The sequence below is a fragment of the Winogradskyella sp. R77965 genome, from assembly GCF_044594915.1.
Taxonomy (GTDB): domain Bacteria; phylum Bacteroidota; class Bacteroidia; order Flavobacteriales; family Flavobacteriaceae; genus Winogradskyella.
In genome coordinates, this window is the sequence record NZ_CP138990.1 from 237297 (window position 1) to 262755 (window position 25459).

The window sequence follows — 25459 nt, forward strand, 5'->3', positions numbered from 1 at the left end:
CTATTTTTTGATGACTTTTGTCACTTCTTGTGAAGTAATCATCTTACCATAATTATTTCCCCAACTATTATTAATGTAGTTCATAACATCAGCAACTTCATCGTCTGATAGTCCTAATGGTGCCATAACACTATTATAAGTTTCTCCATTGACAATTATCTCACCAGACATGCCATTTTTAATACCTTTTATACTCGCAACTTGATTGTCTCTTAAATAGTCTGAATTCGCCAATGGAGGAAATGCTTTCGGTGCTCCTTTGCCATTTGCCATATGGCATGTAATACATAAGTCATTATATACCAATTCGCCACGATTTATACTTTCTTTTAATTTAGGGTCAGTTTGTTTAAGCGATGTTTTTTTAGGATAATTAATGGCCTTCTCTTCTTTTTTTTCTGAGCCACAAGACATTAAACAAAACACTAATAACGGTAAGATTAATACTTTTTTCATTTTCTAATCAATTTTACAATTCCTAAATTTTCAATTCCGACGTAAATATAACCATCTTGCCCTTGTTCCACACATCTTACTCTGCCTAATCCGTCTAGTAATCGTTCTTCCTTAATGACTTTATTATTTTCAATGGTGCACATATCTAAGTACTGAAATTTTAGAGAACCAACTAAGAGGTTACCATCCCAATCACCATATTTATCACTGTTAATAAAAGTCATGCCACTTGGCGCAATTGACGGATCCCAATAATGTAAAGGTTGCTCCATGCCCTCTTTTTCTGTTATTTCTGTAAACTTGGTTCCACTGTAATTTACACCATAACTTATGATTGGCCAGCCATAATTTTTACCCTTATTTACAATATTAATTTCATCACCACCTTTTGGGCCGTGCTCATGAGTCCAAATTTCTCCAGTTTTTGGGTGTAGTGTCATACCTTGTGGATTTCTGTGTCCGTAGGAGTAAATTGCTTTCTTAGCATTTGGTTCATTAATAAATGGATTGTCTTTAGGTATAGTACCATCATCATTAAGTCGATAAACTTTACCGCAATCTCTTGTTATATCCTGAGGGTTGACATCTCTATTTCCACGATCACCAATAGTAAAGTATAAATAGCCATCATTATCAAAAACTACACGCGACCCAAAATGTTGACCTCGCTTTGAGTTAGGTTCAGCTTTGTATAATACCTCTAAGTTCAACAACGTATTATCTTTTAGTTTGGCTATTGCTATAGTTGTATTACCTCCATCACCTTCTCCTTCAGAGGAAGCGTAAGAAAAATATATGAAGTTGTTTTCTTTATAATTCGGATGCAGAGTGATATCCATAAGTCCGCCTTGTCCGCGCAAATAGATTTCGGGTAACCCTGTGACTTCAGTTTTTGTACCATTTTTAAAATGAATGAGCTTACCTGCTTTTTCATTTATGAGTATTGACTCATCAGGAAGAAACGTAAAACCCCATGGTATATCTAAATCTGAAACAACTACCTCATGGCTATTCTCTTTGTTTGTTGGATTTTTATCTTGAGCACATGTTAAAATACTGATGATTATTAATCCAATAATTGGAAGTCTTAATTTCATGATTGTTATTTAAAAAGTTTAGTTTTTAAAGTTAGAGAATTGTTGTTAGATAATAAAGAAAAACTCTATATTTGCAGTCCAAAAATTGATAATCAATTTTTTCGGGGTGTAGCGTAGCCCGGTTATCGCGCCACGTTTGGGACGTGGAGGCCGCAGGTTCGAATCCTGCCACCCCGACAATAAGCCTAAAATCTGCAAGATTTTAGGCTTATTCTATAAATATATTACTTAGCACAAGTTACGCAAATATATTCTATCGAAAAGAGACTCGAACAGCCTATACACTTTAGTCTTTTTTTGAGCACCTTGCAGTGACTTAAAATCAACGTAGTTAATCCACATAGCTTTTATAAATCTACCTTAAAATGTTGTCTAACCTGTTCCCTGTAGCTTCGACCAATAGGAATTTGCTCATTATTTATATGAACAAACCCATACTCTAATGCGCTTACTTTTAGTTTATTTACAATATAAGATTTATGAGTTTGAATAAAATCGAAAGGATCTAAATAATCAATTAAATAAGAAAGTGAATGTAAGGTGATAAGTTTACCATGGTCTGTATGCCACACCACATATTCCTTGAGTCCTTTTATGTAAAAAATATCTTCAACACTTAATCGATGAATTCTCTTGCCTTCTTTAATAAAAATTTTATCGTCAACAGGAATGGGAATATCAGCTTGGTTAAGTTGTATATTAATCTTATTTATTGCTATTGAGAATCGTTCAAAATTGAATGGTTTTAATAGATAATCGATAGCATTTATATTAAAGGCTTCTACAGCATATTCTGTATATGCAGTTGTGAAAATAACTCGGCAATGTTTAGGAAGTTTTCCAGCTAATGTAATCCCATCTATATTTGGTAATCCTATGTCCAACAATAGGAGATCGTAATCCGTATGAAAACATTCTTTAAGAAAACTTTCGGCACTAGCATAAGATACAACTAGATTAAGATCATTATGTTTCTCTACATAAAGCTGTAGCTTTTGTCTTGCAAGACGCTCATCTTCGACAATTACACAGTTAATCATTACTATCTAAAATTAAGTTGAGTTTTGTTTTTGCAGTATCATTTATAATTTCAAAAACAAACGTATGCTTATTAGGGTAGTACATTAATAAACGTTTTTTTAAGCTGTCAATACCGAATCCTTTTTTCTTGAGATCAAATTTTTGTTTGGATATTGAATTGTTCATTTCTAATATTAATTCACCTTTACTTTCCTTGATTGATATATTAAATTCTAAAACACCTTCTATACCCATCCCAGAATGCTTAATTCCATTTTCTAAAATACCAAAAATGAGTAAAGGAGGAAGTTTTAATTCGTTATTTTCAATACTTATTATAAGGTTGTTACTTGCTGTGTTAGAGCCAACTCTGAAATCTGTTAATTGAACATACCTTTTTATTAGATTAATTTCTTCTCCAAGTGTAATAAATTCTTTATCAGTTTCATAAACCATAAAGCGGAGTAAATTACTAAGTTGAATTATATAATCTGCTGCCTGATTTTTATCTTGAAGAATAAGTGAATGTACATTATTTAAGGAATTAAATAAAAAGTGAGGACTAATTTGTGACTGCAAATATTTAATCTTGGTTTGCGCATTTTCTAATTGAAGAGTAGCTATTTCTTGTTTGTCTTTGTGATTTTGCTTAATGGCCAGAAAAATTGTGCTACCAAGGAGACCCAGTGTATAGAGAGCAGCACCGTATAAAATGTCCCAAAAAGATGTTGGCAAAGAGTAAACATCATAATCGAAATCTTTCTTTAAAAGATGAGGGTATATAAAACTAATCCATTCAACAATAAGTATCTCTCCAAGGTAAAAAATGAAATAAATGAGTAATAATCCAAATGCTATATACTTCCAATATTTTTTTGCTTTGAAAAACGTTGGAAACAACCAAAACCAATTAACATAGACAATAGCTATTAGCGGTATAAAAAAAGAGATATTCTTAATTAAATACTCATCTAACTTCTTTCCTTTGCTTGCTAAAAATGAAATAGTGAACCAACCTATTAGCCATATTAGCACATGTAACAAAACAATTTTACGTTTTTCGCTAACCCTACTTTTCATATTTGCAAATTAGTACAATGCTATATAAAATTATCGTTGTTCGTTGAAAAAATAGAGTCGTTGGTTGAAAAAATATCAAAATTAAGGTGAATCTACTTAGTTTTAGTACTCAAACCTTTTAGATTTATAGAAAACTATGACATATAAAAAATCACTACTAACTTTTCTTTTAATTATTTCGACTATTCTGGTAAACGCTCAAAAGGTAACATTAATATCTCAAGAACAGTCCAAGAAAATCGATAGTATTTTTGAAGCCTATAACAATAAACCTGGCATTGCCATCGCTATTGTTCAAGATGGAAAAACCATCTTCAAAAAAGGTTATGGCATGGCAAATCTGTCCTATGATATCCCAGTAACATCTAAGACTATATTCGATGTGGGTTCTAATTCCAAACAATTTACGGCAGCATGTATTTTCCTGTTGGAACAAGAAGGAAAACTTCGGTTTGATGACCCTATCCAAAAGTATTTACCCGAAATCCCAAGTTATAGTTCTAAACCTATTACTATTCAACATTTAATATACGATACTAGTGGGCTGCGCCCATATCTAGCCACATTATATGCCAAGAATATATATTATGGAGATAGTTTTGACAATGAGGATGTTATAAAATTAATTGCTAAACATAAAGGCTTGAATTTTCCTGTTGGCACTAAACATAGCTGGAGTCACACAAATTATGCGCTTTTGGCAAGTATCGTTGAAAAGGCAAGTGGCAAATCTCTTAGAGCATATGCTAAAGAAAAAATATTCAATCCACTAGGTATGGTAAATACGTACTATAGAGAAGATAAAGATACTATCGTCAAAAACACTGCTATAGGTTATCAATCTGAAGATGATAAATTTAAAAAGTTTCATTATTATAATCATACTGTTGTTGGAAATGGGGGATTGCATACGAACTTGGAAGACTTTGCGCGTTGGAGCAATAATTTAAAAACAGGAACTGTGGGTGGAACACAATTCATAAAAAGGATGGTGACACCTGGGACTCTGGCTAATGGGAAGAGTATTCGATATGCTGGAGGGGTATACAGTCGAAATTACTATGATATTGATGGTTTTCCAGCTGTAGCTGCTAGTGGTACTTGGGGTGGTTTCCAGTCACTTTTCTATAAATTTATTAATCAAGACCTTACCGTTATTATTCTTAGCAATAATGCCAATACTAATCCCTGGGGGCAATTAGATCAAATAGTACCTCTTTTTCTAGAGGATGAAATTGCCCAAGCTCGACAAGCAATGAATAATAGTACTAATGTGGAAATACAAAAACCACTATCACTTTCAAAAACTGAAAACAGAAAGTTTTCTGGAATGTATTATAATACATTCAATGGGGAGCTAAGACAAATCGAACTAGACGGAAATCGATTGATGTACAAACGAGCTGGAGCGAATCCAACTCCATTAGTCGCTATAAGCCCTAATGAATTGATTTATGAAAATGCACCTCAGGTTAAATTCACTTTTAATACGAACTCTTATGATTCAATGGTAATAACCGTAAATGACGGAGAACCGATGCCTTATCAAAAGTATAGTAAACACTCATATAAGCATTCGGAATTGAAACAATTTGAAAATAACTATTTTAATGAAGACATGGATGAGATGTTTGAGCTAGTAGCAATCGAAAATGAGCTAGGAATGTTAGTAAAAGGTAAAGAAATTATACGATTTAAACCCGTAACCATAGACCTGTTTACATCAAAGCATTCGGGGTATATCGTGTTTGAAAGAAACCGAAACAATAAAATAACTGGTTTTACTAGGTATGATAATATTCTATATAATTTAAAACATACGGTTGTAAATTAACCAGAAAATAAATAAAATGAAAAGATTTTTTTCTTGCTCTTACATTAGTCCTTTCGTGCCAAAACATCGAAAAAGATTTGTCAAATTACGGTTGGCAAAAGGTATTCCAAAACGATGCTAATGGAGCGACTGTATTTGGAGATAAATCGAAACTCATAAATGCGGTTAGGTCAGGCTACCCGATTAGCATTGGTTGGGGAGGCGGAGGAGTGGAACATGTCACAGATGCTAACTTTCTCACTATTTATGAAGGTGAAGTATTTGCTCAAATTCAAACAATACTGGGGCAAAACCCAATAATTGAGAATGATTCTGTGAAAATTAAATTTAGAGAGCAAAATCATTGGACTATGATAACAGGAACTAATGGCTAATTTATAGGGATTATGACAAACTATTTTCAAGATTCGCTGGTGGGGGGAAATGTAGATAGATACGTTTCTACAATTTGGTATGTAAATTACCCTAAAAATAGCATTGAGATTGATGCTCTCCCTCTTTAGAGAGAAAATTCACCTTGCTAAAAAACGATTTAATGAACTAATTATAGTAAAAAGTGATGGATGAGGTTTGGTAAAAGGGATAGCTTAAAATTTATTGAAGGCATTAAAACACTAATTGTAAAAAATGATAAAAAATGAATAAGAACATATTGTTTTCAGTAATCTTATTAATAGTTAGTGTGCAAACAACAATTGCCACTTCAAAGAATGACTTTCCATTTAATGAAATACAAAAGGATTCATCCCGTATCGCCGAACTTGATCGTTATTGGGAACGATTAAATAAAACTGTGATAGAAGGTGACTTTGAAGGTAACAAAAACTGCTTTCATAAGGATGCTGTGGTTGTATTTGCTTCTGGAAAAAATAAAATATCTGTACCAATTTCTAAAGCTTTGGAATATTGGAAAGGAGGATTTAAAAATACTAGAGAAGGAAAAACAAAAGTGAATATAGAAATTCGATTTTCACAAAGAATAGGAGACGAAACTACAGCTCATGAAACAGGAATGTTTATATATTCATCTACAGATACTACTACTAAAATTACCAATAAGTTTATCATCCCTTTTGAAATGGTACTTGTAAAACTTGATAATCAATGGTTCGCGTTAATGGAACATCAAAAACCTTTTGCAACTCAAAAAGAATGGGATGCTTTAAAAAGAACAAGCAGAATATAGTTATTCTATTGTTTTGGTATTTATCTCATTTAAGAGAAGTAGAATTAAGTTAAACTGTAAAATGAAATACTTACTAATTTTCATTGCTTTCTTAAGTTTATTATCGTGTCAAAAAAGCACACAACAATGAAAAATATGGTTGGTAGAAAGCTTTTAAAAACGATGCTAGTGACAAAACTGTATTTGGCGATAAGTCAAAACTTATTAATTCGGTAAGGTTAGGATATCCAATTAGAATTGGTTGGGGAGGTTCAAGTTTGGAACATGTTTCAGATGCTACATTTCTCACCTTTTTTAAGGGTAAAGAGGTATTTGCTCAAATACAAACGATTATTGGACAAATGCCAATTGTTGAAAATGATTCTATGATGATAACCTATATAGAGCAAAACCATTGGACCATGATAACTAGAACAAATGGTTATTTCACTGGACTTATGACAAACTATTTTCAAGATACGTTAGTTGTTGGGAATAGTGAGAGGTATGTAACCACTACTTGGTACATAAACTATCCTAATAACAATGTTGATATCGTGGCTCATTCTCTCTTTTGGGAAGATTCACAATACAGTAGACCAGTAACACAAATAAAAAGTAAAATATGACACAGACAATTAAAACTATGGTTTTCAGCACCATTCTGCTGGTTACCATAAACTTAACGGCTCAAAAGGAAGAGAATTTGACAGAAAATGAGCAAATTACTCAGACCATCAATTATTATATTGAAGGTACAGCATATAATTATCCTGAAAAACTAAAAATGGCTTTTATGCCAAATGCAAATATGTTTTTAGACCATAATGAAAAACCTCTATTCGTTATGACCATTGAGGAGTATGCAGAACATGTTGCTAAACATTCCAATACGGGGGATTTTAATGGAAGAACTACTAACATTCTTTCAATTGACAGGTTTGGAGAAATAGCCACAGCTAAGTTAGAAGTAATTGTCCCATCAATGGAAATGAGATTTATCGATTTTCTATTATTAAAAAAATTGGAAGATGGATGGAAAATAATCAGTAAAAGTGCAGAAAGTGAACCAACCACAGAAAAAGGGAATAAAGCATTGTTGGTACTATCTAATGTAGCTTACCAGGGGAATTCTAATTTAGCTGCTGGAAATAGTTTTTTGGAAGTTGTAATTGCCTATGATGAGTATCAGAAGGCGAATTATCACGTTGATATTATTAGCCCTTTAGGAGATGAAGTGCCATTGGCATATATTAACCCATCAGATTCATTACAATTAGCATACTTGTATAACCCGGAATTTATGTACGCTTTAAAAAACACAAAAAGACCAAATGAAATAAACCCAAATGAATACAATATAATTCAATTTACTGGCGGGAGTGCTCCCATATTTGATATACCTAAAAATAAAGAAATTCAGAAAATAGCTATGCATATTTACGAGAAAAATAAAGGAGTGATAGCGGCCGTCTGTCATGGCACTGCTGGTATTGTAAATCTAAAAACATCTGATGGAAAATATCTTGTCTCTAATAAAAATATTAATGGTGTTCCCGATTCACATGAAACAAAAAAATTACCGCATTATGAGCATTATCCGTTTATAATTGAAGACGTATTAAAGAAAAGAGGGGGGAATTTCAAGCATTCAAAAATTAGGACACCTCATATGGAGGTTGATGGGAGATTGGTAACTGGACAAAATTCATTGTCTTCTAAAATGGTTACTATTAAAAGCATTGAAGTAAATAAAAAATCTAATTAAATTCTTAAGAAGAAGTATAAATGAAAAATGCACTTTAAAATTGAATAAGTATACTCTCTTTTGGCAATTAATTTTTTAATACTATTTGAGTAAGATACATTGAATTTTAAGCCAGGAAAAAATAGCGATAGAATAGATCTGGTTATTTTTATAAGATCTTGTTGTTGAGTGAATTACAGGATTGAGTTATTATGATTTCGTAGATGAGTTTGTTTTTGATAAAGCAAGTATGAAAAATTAATTGGCTATACCTACAGACTCTAGATAATAACAATAAAGCCAATGGTTATACTTCGTTTTGGGGCGATCAAGACTATTATTCTCGTAATCATTATGTCTCAAAAGTATCTCCTGCTGGATTTCATTATACAACAAATTATGATTTATTATTTTTCTATCGGAAATGGTATAAGTTGTCCACCCTTTAAAAGGTAAAACAAAACAAAAGTTCTTATCAAATAAATTACCAATTCGGCTACTAAATTAATTTATGAAATCGTAGCTTTTTGATTATTAAAAATATAGTTTTGTTAGAAAACATTCTGCATTCTGGATTTTTCAACATATAAACTCAGCATTTGCTGAGTTTTTTGTTTTTAATAATTTAAATCTACTCCGAGCGGATACCTCAAATAACTACTATTATAACTTTAAAAACTGAGAGAAAAAAATAATTTAAGAGCCACTTAAGTAAAATAATTTACCAATTACCTCCTAATAATAACCAGATACTATTTTATAATAGTAGAACCATAATTGGTCAACTATTTTTACCGATTAAAAGCCAAAATATCAATACTTTTAATGGTAATTTTCCTAAATTTGAGAAGCATCTTTATAAAACACGATTATGAAAAACTATAAAAATTTACTCATTATATTTTTTCTGATGTTTTCTTTTTCGATTAGTTGTTTAGCTCAAAATCAAAAAAAATTAGACAGTTTACTTTCTGTAATAAAAACTATGCCACCTACCAATAATAAGGTTAGTAATTATATAAGAGTATTCAATATTTATATAAAAAGAAGAGAGCAGATTGAGCTATCGGAAAAGTATGCAGACAGTATTTATATCCTCTCAAATAGCTTAAATTACGAATTTGGAATTGCAAGTTCTCATTACTCACATGCTAGAGTAAACCTATTCAAAGGAAATTTTAAAGAAGCAAAGAATCACATTAATGAATATATAAATTATCACGAAAAAAATAACGATTCATTGAGGTTATCTAATGGTCTCTTCCTATTAGGAAAGTCATTGAAAATGATGGGTAAATTCGACGAAAGTCTTATTCACCTATATCGAACAGCGACCATTTCAGAAAAGATCGGTGACAACTATGGATTGGCTGACAGCTATAATACTATCGCTAATATTAATAAAAGCTTGAAAAAATATAATGAGGCTTTAGAATATTATAATAAAGCAATATTAATCTTCGAAAGCTTGAATAACGTTAAGATGAAGGCCATGCTTTTGCAAAATATTGGAAATGTTTATGGTGGTCAAGGTAACTATAAAGAGGCCATAAAAAACTATAAGGAAGCTTTGGGGCAGATTGAAAATTTAGATGGCGACTTAAGTTTTAACAAATCAATTATATTAGGCAATTTAGGAGGAAGTTACAATGCTACGGGGAATTATGAAAGTGGACTAGAGTACCATTTAAAGGCTAATGTATTAAGAAGAAGACTTAATAACAAAAGATCACTAGCTCATGGATTAGCAGGAGAAGCCACGTCATATATTAATCTTAAGAAGTTTAAAGATGCGGACAAAAGTTTAAATGAAGGTATTGATTTAGCAACACAAATTGAATCTATAAACCTTCTATGGCAATTGTTTGAATTGAAGGCGTTAATGGGAAAAAAGAAAGGTGATTTTAAAATGGCATTTGAGAATATAGAACTATCCCATAAATGGAAAGACAGTATTTTTAATCTAAAATCCAATGAGCAAATTTTGGAGCTAGAAACTAAATACCAAACCGCACAAAAAGACAAAGAAATTACTTTACTTACTAAGGAAAAGGAAATTCAAGAGAAAGAAACACAGCGACAAGACGATATTAAAAAGGCGATTCTTATAGGTTTATTTTTAACCATATTATTGGCAGGTTTGGTTTTTTATACACTTCGACAAAAACTAAAAAACCAAAAAATAATTGCAGCAAAAAATGAAGAAATTAAAGTTTCAAATCTAAAAAAAGAATTGGGAACTTTGGAAATGAAAGCCTTACGAGCACAAATGAATCCTCATTTTTTGTTTAATTGTATGAATTCAATAAATACCATGATTTTACGTGATGACAATGCCAAAGCAAGTAAATACTTAACGAAGTTTTCCAAACTCGTCCGTTTAATACTCGAAAATTCTGAAAACCCCAAAATAACACTACAAGATGAGCTCGAGATGTTAAATGCTTATATTGCTCTGGAATCTATTCGTTTTAAAGGAAAAATAGATTACACGCTCGATGTGAGCGAGGATATCGATAAAGAAACCACATTGATTCCTTCAATGATCTTGCAGCCCTTTGTTGAAAATGCAATTTGGCATGGACTATTACACACCAAAAATAAAACAGGAAAACTTTCTATAAAAGTTTATGAAGAAAACGACATTTTGCACTGCAGTATTTTGGATAATGGTGTAGGTAGAGCATCAGCCTTAAAAATTCATAAAAAAACTAAATTAAAGAAGAAATCTATGGGAATTAAAATTACAACAGAACGTTTAACCTTATTGGCTAAAGAGAAGATTAACGAGGTTGTAAAGATTATTGATTTAAAAGATGACAAAGACAACCCATTAGGTACACAAGTAGATATTTTAATTCCAATTTCCTAAGCTCATGATTAGAGCCATAATAATAGATGACGAGCAAGATGCAAGAGACGGATTGAATCTTTTAGTAGAAAAATTTTGCCCTGGAGTTACTATTATTGCAACCTGTGAATCTCCCGAAATTGGAATAGAAAAAATTCTTGAGCTGCAACCTAATCTTGTTTTTTTGGATATCCAAATGCCACAACTGTCTGGTTTTGATTTGTTGGAAAAAATAGAAACCATATATTTTGAAGTCATTTTCGTAACAGCATTCGATAAATATGCCATTAAGGCTATTAAATTCAGTGCTTTGGATTACCTTTTAAAACCTGTAGAAGTGGATCAATTGGTTAGTGCTGTACAAAGGGTAAAAGAAAAGCAGCATAGCAAATCTTCAAATTTTAAATCCTTACTCAATAATGTTAAGCAAAATGCTCAAAAATTAGAGCGGTTGGCCATTCCTTCGGACAATGAAATCATTCTACAAAAGGTTTCGGATATTATCTATTGTGAAGCCGATAGTAATTATACGGTCTTGCATTTGGCGGATGATAAAAAAATCACTGTTTCAAAAACGCTAAAGGAATTTGAAAATATATTACCCGAAATTGATTTTTGTAGAATACACCATTCGACATTGGTCAATTTAAACCATGTTGTGAAGTATGTAAAAGGTGAAGGCGGTTATGTTTTGGTAACTGGACGACGTCATCTAGATGTGTCTCGCAGAAAAAAAGACACCTTCATACAAGCCTTAAATAAGCTTTAAGCCAGCTACTAAACTCTTATTTACACTTATCGAAATTTTGCTACCACTTGCTATTTTCAACTAGTTTTAGATGCGTTGGGTCCGTAATTTTATATTAATATAAAAAATAACGTCTCATGAAAATGTCAATCTCAAATTTAAGTTATGACCCATTTATTCTATTAGTTGCTCTTTTTTTTATACAAACGTCGTGCTTCTGACGACGATGAAAGCCCCATAAACCCTGATCCCGAAAATACACGAATGGCAGTCGTAAATGTGGATATCATGCAGAGCATAGATCCTTCATTTGGTGATGTTGTTTATGTTGGAGATAATGGCGTTCTTAGTTCTTCATCAGGAACTTTTTGGAATCCGTGTCAATCACTTGCTCAGCTTTTTTCAAATATTTCTGACGAATTTGGAGCACCAACCATGGTAGATTTGAATATGACTGCGAATGGGTCTACTCAAATAGGCTTTGCGACCAATGAACTTCAGGATAATGGAATATCAACAAGTGGCATTTCAGAGCAAGGGTTTGAATGGCAAGGGTTAATAGCTGATAGTGAGTATGATCTCTCATTTTATATTTATGCTTATGTTGAATTTGGTAATACGACTACTTTTGATATTACACATGCTGACGGTACAATTTCTACACAGCCAAACAGCGAGCCAACCTGGTTGCTTCCTGGAGAGATAAATAAGGATTACATCTTAGTAGAAAATATAAAACCCTATGAAATTTCCAATGGTGTCTATGGTTTTAAAATTGATAATCTTAATTCTGATGGAGCCATTATGGGATTTCAGCTAAAAGGCTTGGTAACTAATCAAAATTAGTTGCCACATCAGTCAGTCATAGTTTAACCTCTCATATAAAAACAATAATATTATGAAAAAAACTACACTACTTTTTACCAGTATCCTATCTATGATGCTTGCGATACAAACGGTGGTTTCACAAACTGAATTCCAACTAGATTCCATCCAAAGTTTTGCTTGGGATATAAATACCTCAGCTTTTGAAATGAATGAACGCGAGCACTTTACGTATGATAATGGTGGTACTAAGCCAACCTTTTGCATTAACTATATTGATGATTTTACAACAAGTGCATTTGATTGGATTCCAGAAACTCGGTTATTCAAAACATACAATGAATTTAATAATATAATATTAGAGGTAGGTGATTCCTACGATCCAGTTTTTGATGTTTGGTATGAAGGAGATGAAAGCGAAGGTTTGTATTACGAGTATGATGCTTTACAAAATAACACGGCCATAGGATGGGGATGGCATGGTTCTGACCCCGATTTTTTATTTACCTACAATAGCGATAATCTAGTTGTAGTTAAAACGGAAAGGTTCTATAATTCTTTAATGATGGGTATGAATAACTTAAACCAAACTTTAACAAGTTATAATGGTTTGCAAAAAGCAGAGGAGATTTATCAAATTTGGCATAATTCTACGAGTACATGGAGCGATGAAGAAAAAACAGAATATACTTATAATGGTGATTTACCTATACAAGAAGATACTTATTTTTGGATGGGTAGCGATTGGGCAACACAAGCGTATAAAAGACAATTAAACACGTATACGAGCGACCAGCTTACAGAAAAAATTATACAAGAATGGAATAACGGTTTAGATCAATGGGAAAATGCAGAACGCAAAACTTGGACAATTGACAACAATGATAATATACAAGAAATTCAGACTTATACGTGGGATAATAACACCTCAACATGGCTTAATGATGAGCAAGAATTATGGTATTGGTCTGAAGCAGGAGAACTTTTGGACTTAGATCAAGAGTTAAACATTCCTGGTAAATCTGTTCACATAGTGCCTAATCCAGCAGATTCATTTTTTACTATTGTAGGCTTGAGTGAAGATGCAATTGTTACAATCTACACTGCCTCAGGGCATGAAGTATTAAGTCAACATTTCCCTAATTATAACCAGCCGTATTCAGTAGATATTGGAGCCTTGCCTTCTGGTTTATATATAGTAGGCATCAATTCCTTTAATTCTAATCTCTCTAGAAAATTAATTATCAATAATTAAAAATTATGAAATTAAGTATAAAACTCTTGTTGTTGTGTATTGCGTTATTCCTAGCGAATCCTAGTTATGTCAGGGCTCAAAAAAAAGTTAGAAGAATAGTAAAAAAGCATATAAAACGACAAAGTGTAAAAAAAGCTAAACGCATCAATAGTCTTAGATACCGCCATTTACCCAAACGAGGTAAAGTGTTAAGAAAACTAGGATTAGGCTACAGAACTATCAAGTTTAAAGGCGCAAATGTATTTATACATAATGGTGTTTGGTATAAACCTACCAAACGCGATCGTTTCATCGTTGCTCGAGCACCAATAGGAGTAAGAATAAATCGCTTACCTAGACTAGCTGGTTCAAGAATACTGTTAGGCACAAAAGTATATTATTACTACTATGGTACTTACTATGAACAGGTGGATGATTCTGAGGAATATATGGTTGTTACGGCACCTATTGGAGCAAAAATCGACGCGTTGCCAGAAGGTTATGATACTTTAAAAATCAAAGGGATTACCTATTATAATTTAGATGATGTTTATTACCAATTTGTAGTTAATAGTGATGATGATAGTTATTTTATAGTTATTAAAAACCCTTTATTATGAAACGACTCGTTTTATTAATGGTTACCATATTCGCTTTTTTGAGTTGTCAAAAAGATGGAGAGGTGCGCAGTAATGCAACTAATGATTATGAAATCGGCAAAAACCGCTTTACTCTAAATAGCAATGGAGACGTAAGGGAATATTATGTCCATCTTCCGGTCAGTTACAATGAAAGTGAAGCTATTCCTGTAGTTTTTATGCTGCATGGTAGTAGTGGTGATGGTGAGCGGTTTTATAATATTTCTGGCTGGAAAGAAGTGGGCGAAATAGAAAATATACTCACGATATTTCCATCGTCTTGGGAATATTGCAAGCAATTTCCTAACGGTTCACAAGGAATCACTACAAAGTGGAATATTTATGCAGATGATGCTTCTTATTGCCCTGGACAAAACCCCAGAGATGATATTCATTTTTTAAGGGATATAATAGACCAACTAAATGAAAAGTTTAATATTGATTCAAGGAGAACCTACCTTGTAGGGTTTTCTAATGGTGGAGCTATGGCTTTGCGGTGTGCTATGGAGATGAGTGATATCTTTGCTGCGGTTGTAGAATCGGCTGGGTCAACAAGTATTGAGGCTACATATTTACCAAATAGAAATATACCTGTTACGTATCAAATTGGCAATGCTAATAAGGATGGTGTTCCACCTTTACCAATGCAATCTCTTGATAGTTTATTAAATACGTCGCCGTTTAAACGCACTATTGCAACACATATCAACTCTTTTGATTTAGAATCTACATACACACTTTCTGGAGATTCTAATGACATAATAACTGCAACCTATAAAGGGATTTCAGACTCAGTATTAGAGTTTAATGTCAGACTTATAAAAGATTTAGAGCACAATTATCCCAACGGCATCAATCATCCTATGAAAGGCGCAGAGGTAAATTGGGAATGGTTAAAGCAGTTTTCATTACCCGAATAGAAATTAAAGACAAGACAATTTAAAAAAACTATACAATGAAAAAATTATATATAATTTACTTTGCATCTGTTTTTTGTGTTCCATTAATGGCACAAACAGCTGTTACTGCCTCTGGAGGTAATGCATCAGGAACTGGTGGAACTGCATCTTATACAGTTGGGCAGATAATCGATACTAACATAAATGGTTCTAATGGTTCGGTCAATCATGGAGTACAACAACCTATTGAGTTTTTTACTTTGGATGTTGATGATTATTTAAATACCGATTTTAAAATTAGTGTTTTTCCTAATCCTACTTCAGTAAATATTCAATTAAACATAGACAATTATAATTCTAATGATTTCAATTATTTCTTATATGATGTCTATGGTCGTACAATTCTGCATCAAAAGATTAAAGATTCTGATACAATAATTACAATTGAGTCATTGGCATCAGCAACTTATTATCTAAAAATCACAGAGAACAACCGAATCATTAAGACGGTTAAAATCTTAAAGAATTAATACTATGAAAACATCAAGAACACAAGGAATACAAAAGTTATTTCGCAAAATAAGTAGTTTGTTTTTGCTATTGGTTTTTGCACTAAGCACAATTAATGCACAATCACCACAAAAAATGACTTACCAAAGTGTGGTAAGAGATGCGTCAGATAATTTGATAACAAATTCACTAATTGGTATCCAAGTGAGTATTTTACAAGGTTCTGCCAACGGTACAAATGTATATACTGAAAGCTATAATCCAACGCCAGAAACTAATCTCAATGGACTAGTTACTATTGCTATTGGTGAAGGCACACCTTCAACAGGAATTTTTACAGATATTGATTGGGCAAATGGCCCTTATTTTTTACGTGTAAGAATAGATCCTTTAGGAGGAACAAATTATACTATTACTGGAACAAGTCAATTATTGAGTGTTCCCTATGCACTTTATGCTGAAACCAGTGGAGATAGTAATACAAATGATACTTGGAGCACATCAGGTAATGCTGGAACTAATTCGAACATAGATTTTATTGGTACGACAGATAATGAGCCTTTAAGTTTTAAAGTGAATAATGTTTCTGTTGGAGAACTAGATCCAATTAACGACAACCTTTATTTCGGAAGGCGTCTTATAATAAATCCTATTAATGGTGAAAGCAATTTAGCCATTGGACACAATGCATTAGCTGCTAATATTTCTGGAGACAATAATACTGCTATTGGATATGACGCTCAGATACCAAATTCTTCAGACTCAAATCAAGTAAGAATTGGCAATACAGATGTTACCTATGCTGGTATTCAAGTTGCATGGACTATTACATCTGATGCCAAATGGAAAGAAAACATTAGAGCGTTACCTTATGGTCTAGACTTAGTGTCTCAGCTCAAACCGGTAGATTATGTTCGTAAAAATAACAATGCGAAAACAAGAGAAATAGGTTTTGTTGCCCAAGATGTAGAAAATCTTCTTACTAAAATTGGCTATTCAGATCAAGGTTTACTTTCTAAAGATGATAGCGGTAATTTAAGCTTACGCTATAATGATTTAATTCCTTTATTAACTAAAGCAATTCAAGATTTAACCGCTCGTATTGAAATGTTAGAACAACAATAATAATTCTAAAAAAAATGACAAATGAAAACGATATATAATCAAATTATTACAACGCGAATTTTAGGTCAATATTATACTTCTTTATGGTTAGTGTTATTTAGTATATCAATAACCACAATTTACGCACAATCTCCACAAAAAATGACTTATCAGAGTGTGGTTAGGGATGCATCAGGTAACCTATTGGCTAATACAATTGTAGGTATTCAAGTAAGTATAGTACAAGGCACAACAGCTGGTACAAATGTTTATTCGGAAACATATAGCCCAAACCCACAAACAAACATTAATGGTTTAGTAAGTCTTGAAATAGGAACTGGAACACCTTCAGTGGGAGTGTTTGCTAATATAGATTGGGCAAACGGATCATTCTTTTTAAGAGTAGGAATAGACCCAACTGGTGGAACAAATTATACTGTTACAGGTACAAGTGAATTGTTGAGTGTACCTTATGCACTCTATGCGGAAACTAGCGGGAATGCTGTTGCCGATGGTAGTTGGAGTTTATCAGGTAATATGGGTAGTGACTCTACAATTGATTTTATTGGTACTACCGATCTTCAGCCATTAAAATTTAGAGTTGAAAATGAACCTTTTGGAGAATTAGATATAGCTACCCATAGCATCTTTTTTGGAGAACGCGCTGGAGTTAGCAATATTGGTGCTGATAATATTGGTATTGGTACTGCTGTACTCATTGCTAACACAACTGGTATTAATAATATAGGTATGGGTAGTCAAGCACTTTTAAGCAACATAACTGGTAGCAATAACATTGCCATGGGAGATGAGGTACTTTTAAAGAATACCGTAGGTACTGACAATATTGGAATGGGTCTTCGAGCACTTACAGCTAATACAATCGGAGACGATAATATTGGTATTGGCAACGCAGCACTTGAGAGCAATACAACTGGAGGGAATAATATTGGTATTGGTAATACAGCACTTGATAGCAATACAACGGGTATTATTAATATTGGTATTGGTATCGGAGCACTTCGTAGCAATACAACAGGTAGTTTTAATGTCGGAATCGGTGATGCAGCGCTCTCGAGTAATATTACAGGAACTGGTAATGTTGGAATGGGATATAATGCGCTTTATACTACAACAGGTGATCACAATATTGGATTAGGATATGAAGCACTTTATTATAATACAACAGGTGATCATAATATTGGTATAGGTGAACTTGCACTTACGGATAACACCACTGGCAGTGATAATACTGCCATTGGATTTAACGCACTTTCTAATAACACGATAGGTAGTAATAATATTGGAATTGGATTTAATGCTGAGGTTCCAGACCCCGTTACTAGTAATCAAATTCGGATAGGTAATGATCAAATAACCTATGCTGGTATTCAAGTTGACTGGTCAATTACTTCAGACAAAAAATGGAAAGAACAAATTAGATCTCTTCCTTATGGTTTAGACTTTGTATCTCAATTAAAACCAGTGGATTATGTCCGTAAAAATAATGAAACCAAGACCAGAGAAATTGGTTTTATAGCACAAGATGTAAAAAATTTATTAACGACTGTTGGCTATTCAGATCAAGGACTTTTATCAAAAGACAGTAAAGGGAATTTAAGCTTACGTTATAACGATTTTATTCCATTACTAACTAAAGCAGTTCAAGAGTTAAACGCCAATAACAAGTCATTACAAAAAATGAATATTGAATTGGTAAAACGCATAGAAAAACTAGAACAGAAAAAATAGATGTAAAGACGTAATCTATTATGGAAAGACTATCTAATGATATTAACATTCTTAGAGAAAGAGCAAGAAAAGAAGTTAATACTTTTAATGCTGCTATTGATAAAACTATTATTAGGTTTTTTGAATATCCATCAATTGCTGGGTTTCCCTATTGTATTTTGATAATTAGGAATAAGGAAAATAAACTGATTTCAATGTTTAGACAATGGGACACAGCGTACGATATGCAACGTTGGAACAATAGCATTTATAACTTAGATAGATTAAGAATTATATCACATAAGCATGAGTTGTTAGAATCAGAAATAATAACACTTAATGCGGAACTAAACAGTCTAGAAAATCACAAATTACCTAAAACTATTTCCGATACATCTGTTACCGTTCTTGATGGTTCCGATTTTGAATTAATGATACAGTCAAAAATAATATGCAAAAATTACAAATGGCGTGTTGCAACTGACGATATAGATTTATTTATACCCTTGATTGAACAAATTAAAGAGTTTCATTTAAAAAAAAATAAAAAGTATGCATGATGGAAGTTTAGATTGCTGCGGCACATGCTGGTTTAATTCTAATAATAGAAATCAAGAAGAAAAAAAGGAGTCAAAAACTGTTTTTTGCACCATTCGTAACTTCAAAATCCATAATGGGTTTACACTGTTTTGTGCAAACCACCCAAGCTATAATTCTAACATGATCAATGTACCCATAGGCTCTGTCTTTGCAAAAAGTGGATATGGAAAACCTCAAGAACATAAGTTTTTATTTCACTCGCCAGACAATGAAAGGATTAGAACTAAACTGGTAAAAGTTCTAAACGAAATTAGTGTGGATTATGAGTTTCACAAGTTCTCTGAAACCCTAGTTAATGAAGAACTTATAAAACAGTTAGCTCTTTTTAAAGAACAACGAGCAATTGAAGGTTTATTAAAAATAATAGCTATTGATTTAGACACCATAAAGGATTTAAAAGTTCAGAATAGAGTCATTATGCTTATAGGCTTATCTATTAATGCCTTAATGGAAATATCTCAAGGGGAACAATTATCCATGATTGAAAAGTTTATTTCAAGAGGTCTTGAAAGTTTTCCTGAGCAGGCTTACAATCAACAACATGATCGTTTTGCATCCATTAGATACTTCACTATTGAAAGTTTAAAGTTCTCTAAATCTAATAAAGCAATAGAACTATTGATAAAAGCACAACAGGACCCAAATACTTATGTTAACCAATTGGTATTGGAAATTCTAATAGAAAAATTTGAAATCAGTTAAAACATCAAATTATGGGACTATTCAATTTTTTTAAGTCAAGGACAAGTGTACCTAAACCTAATAAAGTGTTTGTTTCAAAAAAACATCTTCCTTCTTTGGAAAAAGCTAAGGCATTAAGGAAGCAATTTTTAGAAACAGTACCTCATCAAGACAAGCGAAGTAAACAATTTAATCTGGCTTCTGCAATGTTATTGAGTAAAGCCTATGATTTTAGTATCGATTCATATAAGTTTTTGATGACAAAATACCCTGATGCTAAAGCTGAATGCCAATCGCAAATAGGCGCCTGTTATTATTTCAAAAGAGAATATAAAAAAGCAATTGAATATTACCTTAAAGCGAGAACCAATGGAGCAAACGAAAGTATGATGGATTATAATGTATGGGAAGCTTACTTAGCTATTTATAATGCTAATAAAAATTCCACTAGTATGCTCAACTATTTAGAGTATTTTCCTGAAGGGAAGTATAGTAAGAAAGCAAAGAAAATGATTGTTGGTTGAATTTTCTATTTTTGAAATTGCAATACAAGGAATTACTTGATATTAGTATAACTGGTGCATATTTTTTAGACTATTCATTAAAACATTCAAAGTGGTTAGTATCTTGATATTTATTTCCCTGAAAACCGTGATTTTCCAATGTTATAGTTTTAGTATCATTGCATTAATAATATGGATAAATGGTTTTAGTTAAGTATTATGTTAATGCAATACTTGGACAAAACATTACTTTTGTATTCATATAGTACTAGTGCTAATGCATATAAGGATTAAGTTTTTTATTGTTTTTATATTGCTTTTCTCAGCGGGATTTTCCCAAGATGTGCAATACGATTTTACAGCCTTTGGTAAAATGCCAAGAGTGGTTGATAATTCGCTATCTAAAAAATTGAACAGCGCCAAGACCACAGAGCTACGTTGTAAATATTTAGATACTATTGCTCGTATCTACCTTAGATCTGGTAATCCAGATTCATTAATGCATTATGGGAAATTATTAAAGAAAGAAACTTTTTACAAAGACTCAGATTTAAATAATGTAAAAGATATTTCTTTAAGAGCAACTTATTATGAAGGTATGGCAGCCCAAAAGATGGGCTTACTAGATGAAGCTATTAGTTCTTATATAAAAGGTCTAGAAGCTTCAACTTCAGATGATGGCATTCAGAAATATTTAAAATTGCAATTAGCAGAAACCTATTTGTCAAAAGGAGAATTAGAAAAAGCTGAAAATATATTAGAAGAATTGCCTCAAATAAAAGCGCAAAACGATTTCTATCTAAAAAACAACATTGTTAAAAGTCGTTTTCTAATATTAAAAGGAAATTATGATTTGGCGAAGATTATGATTGATAAAGCCTTATCAGAAAAATTTACAGAAGACTACACTAAATTAAAATTAGAGCTTCAACTTAATTTATCAGAAATACAATTACGACAACGTAATTATAAGGTCCTTATTTCTAGTTCTGATCTTCTTAAAAATGAAGCATTAAATGAAGGATTCTATGATTTATATATTGAAGCCTCAATAAATGCAGGATATAGTTATGCCATGTTAAAGAATTACGATGTTGCAGAAATGGCATTAAGCTCTGCTTATGTAAACACGATACAGTGGAATCGATTAGAACTACAACAAAGAGTAGTTAATGCTTTAGTTAAACTTTATAATGCAAAAAAAGATTATCAGAATGCTTACAGTTTAATGACGCAGTATCAGCGTATAGATAGAGAAATCGCAGATAAACAAAATCAGCGGTTAGTGAAGGATTTAGAACTTAAATATGAAACCCTAAAAAAGGAAAAAGAAATTGATAAACTGCAGGAAGATCAGTTGCTACAAGAAGCGGAAATAGATCGCCAAAAAACTATTAAATATGCATTTTTAATCGGATTTTTGGTCATTCTAGTTCCTATCATCTTATTGTTAGTAGTTTATTACCAAAAATTGCAGACCCAAAGTTTACTAAATGAGCAACAAGAAGCAATTAACCAGCAAGAAGTTAAAACATTGTTGCAGTCACAAGAATTAGAATTGGCAAGAAACGCTATTTCAATCCAATCTCAAGAGCGCGACCGTATTGCAAGAGAATTACACGATAGTATAGGTGGAAACTTGGCAGGTATTAAGCTAAAGATGAATAGTTTAGGGGATAATAAACCTGAATTTGGACAGATTTTAAGCCAGCTTGACGATACTTACAATCAGGTTCGTGAGATATCTCATAGTTTAATTCCCAAAGCGTTTGAAGCATCTGCATTTACGGATTTAGTAAATAATTATATCGTGAATATAAGTGAAGACACTTCCGTAGATTTACGTTTCGAAACCTATCCAAATGCCATGATAAATGCTTTGGACGTCAAGCTTCAAGTAGCATTATTTAATATTATAAAGGAATTAATTACAAATGCACTAAAACATGCCAATGCTGAAGAAATCATAATTCAACTTACATCACCTGCTGAAGAAAAAAGTATCGAACTCATTTACGAGGATGATGGAGTAGGTTTTGATTTAGACGAAGTGAACAAAGGTATTGGACTTAATAATATAGAAACAAGAGTATCAGATTTTAGCGGTACAATATCGATAAACACAGCTAGAAATAGAGGTACTGTAATTAGTATTAGTATACCCAAAACATAACTTATGAACACATCATTTTCTATAATCATTGCAGATGACCATACCATGTTTTTAGATGGTTTGACTAGCATTCTATCGGAAGAAAAATCAATCGGCATTAGTCTTACTGCAAAAACAGGAACTCAGGTTTTAAAGTATTTAAGAATTAATACTAATGAAAAAATAGACTTAGTTATTACAGATATTAATATGCCAGAAATGGATGGTGTGGAGTTAAATGCGGCTATTAAATCCGAATTTCCGCACATAAAAACCTTAGTGGTAAGTATGCTTGAAGATGCTAAAAAAATTAAAGCATTAACCGAAGCTAATGCCAATGGTTATATTTCTAAGAATGCTGAGAAAGCAGAGTTACTAAAAGCAATCAAATCTATTTTGGGAGGTGGGAATTATTTTTCGCCACGTATTAAACAAGTATTAATGGAAGCTATGTTTTCTGAAAAATCAAAACCCGAAATTTCGTTAAGCAAACGCGAAACGCAGGTCTTAAAATTGATAGCACAAGAATTTACAACCCAAGAAATTGCCGATAAATTGTTTTTGAGTAAGCATACTATTGAGAGTTATCGAAAAAACCTTATTTCCAAACTTGGAGTACGGAATTTAGCTGGTCTTACGCGCTATGCCGTTGAAAAAGGTCTGTTAGAATAAAGTAGTTATCCCTGTAAACAGGGTAAGCATTTTTACTGCTTACGGTATATTTTACATCTGCTTATTTACTGAAATTTGTATCATATTAATCTATAAAAAATTAGAACTTATGATTTACGGAATTTCATTAATCCTTTTGAGCATTATAGCAGTGCCTTCACTTATTTTATCCAAAAAACCTAACGCACAGGAGCTGTTAGACAAAGTCGAGCCTTATCAAGGTTGGATTGGTATTGTCTTCTGCTTTTTCGGAGTTTGGGGCATTATTTCAGCCTTTCTTAATATGGGCTGGTTAACATCAGCACCAATTTGGTGGACAACTTTATTAGCTGGTAGTTTTGTTGAGGCCACACTTGGTTTTATGCTTGGTTTTGGTATGATTAACAAATTACTTTTAAGTAAAAACGAAGCAGCTAAAGAAAAAGCAGCGAAGTTGAGAGAAAAATTAGCACCAAAACTAGGCAAACTTGGAATTTTAGGCCTTGCAGTAGGTGGTTGGATGATTGCTGCATCTTTTATGTTCTCGGTATAACCATAAAAACTTAAAATCAATATTTATTATGAAACAATTTATTTTAGCAGCGCTTCTTTGTATTTCAACTTTCGGAATGGCGCAAACAATAACAAACCAAAGAACAGTTACCGTTTATGGCTCTGCATTAAAACCAACAAACGAAGTGCTTTATAAAACAGAAGTAACCTTAACTATGGATAATGGGTATTACGATGATAGTCCCTATAAAACCTTAGATGATCTCATGGCTAAGTATTATGAAGAACTAAAGAAAGAAAATGTAGATATTTCAAAATTTACAAGAGATGATTTGGCTTATGTAGCTTCAGGTTATAGAAAAAAGGGAACAACCTTAAGGTTTATAACTAAAGACAAAAAAGAGATTTTAAGAGTAACAGGAATTAAAATGGCTCAAGTGATGCCATCTTATGTTCAAGTAAAATCAGAAACAACGGATGAGGATGTTAAAATGTTGACTAAAAAAGCTTTAGTTGATGCTCGTAAAAATGCCGAAATTCTTACTGAATCTGCAGGTGAGGAATTAGATAAAATATATTCAATTAACAGTAGCTATAGTAGTGGTTATGACTCTTACTGGAAATCACCAAATTCGAGTTCTGAATATTTTAGTATCACAGTTGTTTACACATTAAAAGACTAGTCAATAGTATTAAGGTATCACTTTTCTGATAGTAGAGTGGTTTATTAGTTAGGGTTAAAGTCTGCATAGCACCATTCCCAAAAGGTGTTTGCAGACTTTATATTTAGAATACTTAAATCTATTCTTTACTCTATTCTAATATAGTTTTCTGAATAAACTTTATTGCCCTCTTCGTCCAATTCAATTTGTTCAAAACGATCTTCAGATAATTCGAGCTGAAAATTAAATTCATGTTTTTCGGCAATGATGTCATTCATAAATGCAGAACCAAACTCTAAACTCTCAATTAGTCTGCCGTCGTTATAGTTATAGGAACCATATCCAAAAAATTCAATAGAATCCGTTTTTAGCAACTTACACCACATCACCTTACTATCTGAATACATTTTGATTTGTCTAGAAATGGTGTTATTAGAAAATGAATCTACAACCACATTATCTTTATAATTGTAAAATCCTTTAAGTTCCCAAGTTCCTTTTAAACTCAGTGTCTCTTCAACGGTATTTAAGTTTTCATCTTTTTGGCTGTTTTCATTTTCTTTACATGAAAAAAACAGAATAATCATAAGACTTAAAATAAAAAAATTAGTTTTCATAATTTATTGATTTGGTTATTAGACACTTATAATTTACAAAATTAATTTCAGAATGTTACCGGATTTAGATTATTTATGATTGTATAGCTAGTGTTGATAACTTCTATGTAAGGATTTCTGTAAAAATCCTACTTTTGCAGC

The 25459-nt window shown here is 32.3% G+C and carries 26 protein-coding genes and 1 tRNA gene; 22 read left to right on the forward strand and 5 right to left on the reverse strand.

Going from position 1 to position 25459, the window contains the following annotated elements:
- On the reverse strand, positions 1-456 hold the full coding sequence (locus SJY34_RS01100) for a c-type cytochrome (protein WP_400078109.1): 456 nt from the start codon (positions 454-456) through the stop codon (positions 1-3).
- On the reverse strand, positions 453-1553 hold the full coding sequence (locus SJY34_RS01105) for a PQQ-dependent sugar dehydrogenase (RefSeq protein ID WP_400078111.1): 1101 nt from the start codon (positions 1551-1553) through the stop codon (positions 453-455). The genes SJY34_RS01100 and SJY34_RS01105 overlap by 4 nt, the downstream gene beginning before the upstream one ends.
- Before the next feature lie 102 nt (positions 1554-1655).
- Here SJY34_RS01105 and SJY34_RS01110 point away from each other — a divergent pair.
- Positions 1656-1730, forward strand: a tRNA-Pro gene (locus SJY34_RS01110).
- 170 nt (positions 1731-1900) lie between these two features.
- Here the strand turns inward: SJY34_RS01110 and SJY34_RS01115 are convergent.
- Together SJY34_RS01115 and SJY34_RS01120 are read right to left on the reverse strand one after the other, a co-directional pair.
- Positions 1901-2593, reverse strand: a complete 693-nt coding sequence (locus SJY34_RS01115; RefSeq protein WP_400078113.1) for a LytR/AlgR family response regulator transcription factor — start codon at positions 2591-2593, stop codon at positions 1901-1903.
- The gene (locus SJY34_RS01120) at positions 2586-3653 is read right to left on the reverse strand and encodes a sensor histidine kinase (protein WP_400078115.1); all 1068 of its coding nucleotides are present in this window, start codon (positions 3651-3653) and stop codon (positions 2586-2588) included. The genes SJY34_RS01115 and SJY34_RS01120 overlap by 8 nt, the downstream gene beginning before the upstream one ends.
- 136 nt (positions 3654-3789) lie before the next feature.
- Here SJY34_RS01120 and SJY34_RS01125 point away from each other — a divergent pair, with 136 nt between their 5' ends.
- The 21 genes from SJY34_RS01125 (at position 3790) to SJY34_RS01225 (ending at position 24722) form a co-directional block, all read left to right on the forward strand.
- A complete protein-coding gene (locus SJY34_RS01125) occupies positions 3790-5487 on the forward strand; it encodes a serine hydrolase domain-containing protein (RefSeq protein ID WP_400078117.1) in 1698 nt (565 codons plus the stop codon).
- A gap of 77 nt (positions 5488-5564) precedes the next feature.
- Positions 5565-5861, forward strand: a complete 297-nt coding sequence (locus SJY34_RS01130; RefSeq protein ID WP_400078119.1) for a hypothetical protein — start codon at positions 5565-5567, stop codon at positions 5859-5861.
- Between the two features lie 263 nt (positions 5862-6124).
- Entirely contained in the window at positions 6125-6673 is a 549-nt protein-coding gene (locus SJY34_RS01135) for a hypothetical protein (RefSeq protein WP_400078121.1), read from the forward strand.
- A 257-nt stretch (positions 6674-6930) separates the two neighbouring features.
- Positions 6931-7281 carry a hypothetical protein gene (locus SJY34_RS01140; RefSeq protein ID WP_400078123.1) on the forward strand — a complete coding sequence of 117 codons (351 nt, stop codon included), beginning with the start codon at positions 6931-6933 and terminating at the stop codon, positions 7279-7281.
- On the forward strand, positions 7278-8420 hold the full coding sequence (locus SJY34_RS01145; RefSeq protein WP_400078125.1) for a nuclear transport factor 2 family protein: 1143 nt from the start codon (positions 7278-7280) through the stop codon (positions 8418-8420). Before SJY34_RS01140 ends, SJY34_RS01145 begins: the two co-directional genes overlap by 4 nt.
- A 964-nt stretch (positions 8421-9384) precedes the next feature.
- A complete protein-coding gene (locus SJY34_RS01150) occupies positions 9385-11271 on the forward strand; it encodes a tetratricopeptide repeat protein (protein ID WP_400078127.1) in 1887 nt (628 codons plus the stop codon).
- 4 nt (positions 11272-11275) lie between these two features.
- Positions 11276-12019, forward strand: coding sequence for a LytR/AlgR family response regulator transcription factor (locus SJY34_RS01155; RefSeq protein WP_400078129.1), 744 nt, complete (start codon positions 11276-11278; stop codon positions 12017-12019).
- A gap of 165 nt (positions 12020-12184) precedes the next feature.
- The gene (locus SJY34_RS01160; RefSeq protein WP_400078130.1) at positions 12185-12844 is read left to right on the forward strand and encodes a hypothetical protein; all 660 of its coding nucleotides are present in this window, start codon (positions 12185-12187) and stop codon (positions 12842-12844) included.
- A 52-nt stretch (positions 12845-12896) separates the two neighbouring features.
- A complete protein-coding gene (locus SJY34_RS01165) occupies positions 12897-14078 on the forward strand; it encodes a T9SS type A sorting domain-containing protein (protein ID WP_400078132.1) in 1182 nt (393 codons plus the stop codon).
- Positions 14079-14083: 5 nt separating this feature from the next.
- Positions 14084-14677 carry a DUF6515 family protein gene (locus tag SJY34_RS01170; protein WP_400078134.1) on the forward strand — a complete coding sequence of 198 codons (594 nt, stop codon included), beginning with the start codon at positions 14084-14086 and terminating at the stop codon, positions 14675-14677.
- Positions 14674-15615: an alpha/beta hydrolase family esterase gene (locus SJY34_RS01175; RefSeq protein WP_400078136.1), complete on the forward strand. Its 942-nt coding sequence runs from the start codon at positions 14674-14676 to the stop codon at positions 15613-15615. Before SJY34_RS01170 ends, SJY34_RS01175 begins: the two co-directional genes overlap by 4 nt.
- Positions 15616-15650: 35 nt before the next feature.
- Positions 15651-16124 carry a T9SS type A sorting domain-containing protein gene (locus SJY34_RS01180; RefSeq protein ID WP_400078138.1) on the forward strand — a complete coding sequence of 158 codons (474 nt, stop codon included), beginning with the start codon at positions 15651-15653 and terminating at the stop codon, positions 16122-16124.
- Between the two features lie 4 nt (positions 16125-16128).
- Complete coding sequence (locus SJY34_RS01185) at positions 16129-17229, forward strand: tail fiber domain-containing protein (RefSeq protein WP_400078140.1); 1101 nt, start codon at positions 16129-16131, stop codon at positions 17227-17229.
- 21 nt (positions 17230-17250) lie between these two features.
- Positions 17251-18960 (forward strand): tail fiber domain-containing protein, encoded by a 1710-nt coding sequence (locus tag SJY34_RS01190; RefSeq protein WP_400078142.1) that lies wholly within the window; start codon positions 17251-17253, stop codon positions 18958-18960.
- Between the two features lie 20 nt (positions 18961-18980).
- Positions 18981-19499, forward strand: coding sequence for a hypothetical protein (locus SJY34_RS01195; RefSeq protein ID WP_400078144.1), 519 nt, complete (start codon positions 18981-18983; stop codon positions 19497-19499).
- Positions 19492-20241 carry a hypothetical protein gene (locus SJY34_RS01200; protein ID WP_400078146.1) on the forward strand — a complete coding sequence of 250 codons (750 nt, stop codon included), beginning with the start codon at positions 19492-19494 and terminating at the stop codon, positions 20239-20241. The genes SJY34_RS01195 and SJY34_RS01200 overlap by 8 nt, the downstream gene beginning before the upstream one ends.
- 11 nt (positions 20242-20252) lie before the next feature.
- Entirely contained in the window at positions 20253-20744 is a 492-nt protein-coding gene (locus SJY34_RS01205) for a tol-pal system YbgF family protein (protein WP_400078148.1), read from the forward strand.
- 322 nt (positions 20745-21066) lie between these two features.
- Positions 21067-22896, forward strand: coding sequence for an ATP-binding protein (locus tag SJY34_RS01210; protein ID WP_400078150.1), 1830 nt, complete (start codon positions 21067-21069; stop codon positions 22894-22896).
- 3 nt (positions 22897-22899) lie between these two features.
- The gene (locus SJY34_RS01215) at positions 22900-23547 is read left to right on the forward strand and encodes a response regulator (RefSeq protein WP_400078152.1); all 648 of its coding nucleotides are present in this window, start codon (positions 22900-22902) and stop codon (positions 23545-23547) included.
- A 109-nt stretch (positions 23548-23656) separates the two neighbouring features.
- A complete protein-coding gene (locus SJY34_RS01220; RefSeq protein ID WP_400078154.1) occupies positions 23657-24079 on the forward strand; it encodes a hypothetical protein in 423 nt (140 codons plus the stop codon).
- 28 nt (positions 24080-24107) lie between these two features.
- Positions 24108-24722 (forward strand): hypothetical protein, encoded by a 615-nt coding sequence (locus SJY34_RS01225; protein ID WP_400078156.1) that lies wholly within the window; start codon positions 24108-24110, stop codon positions 24720-24722.
- 125 nt (positions 24723-24847) lie between these two features.
- On the opposite strand, the gene SJY34_RS01230 is transcribed toward SJY34_RS01225, so the two are convergent.
- Positions 24848-25318 (reverse strand): hypothetical protein, encoded by a 471-nt coding sequence (locus SJY34_RS01230; RefSeq protein WP_400078158.1) that lies wholly within the window; start codon positions 25316-25318, stop codon positions 24848-24850.
- Positions 25319-25459 lie beyond the last annotated feature (141 nt).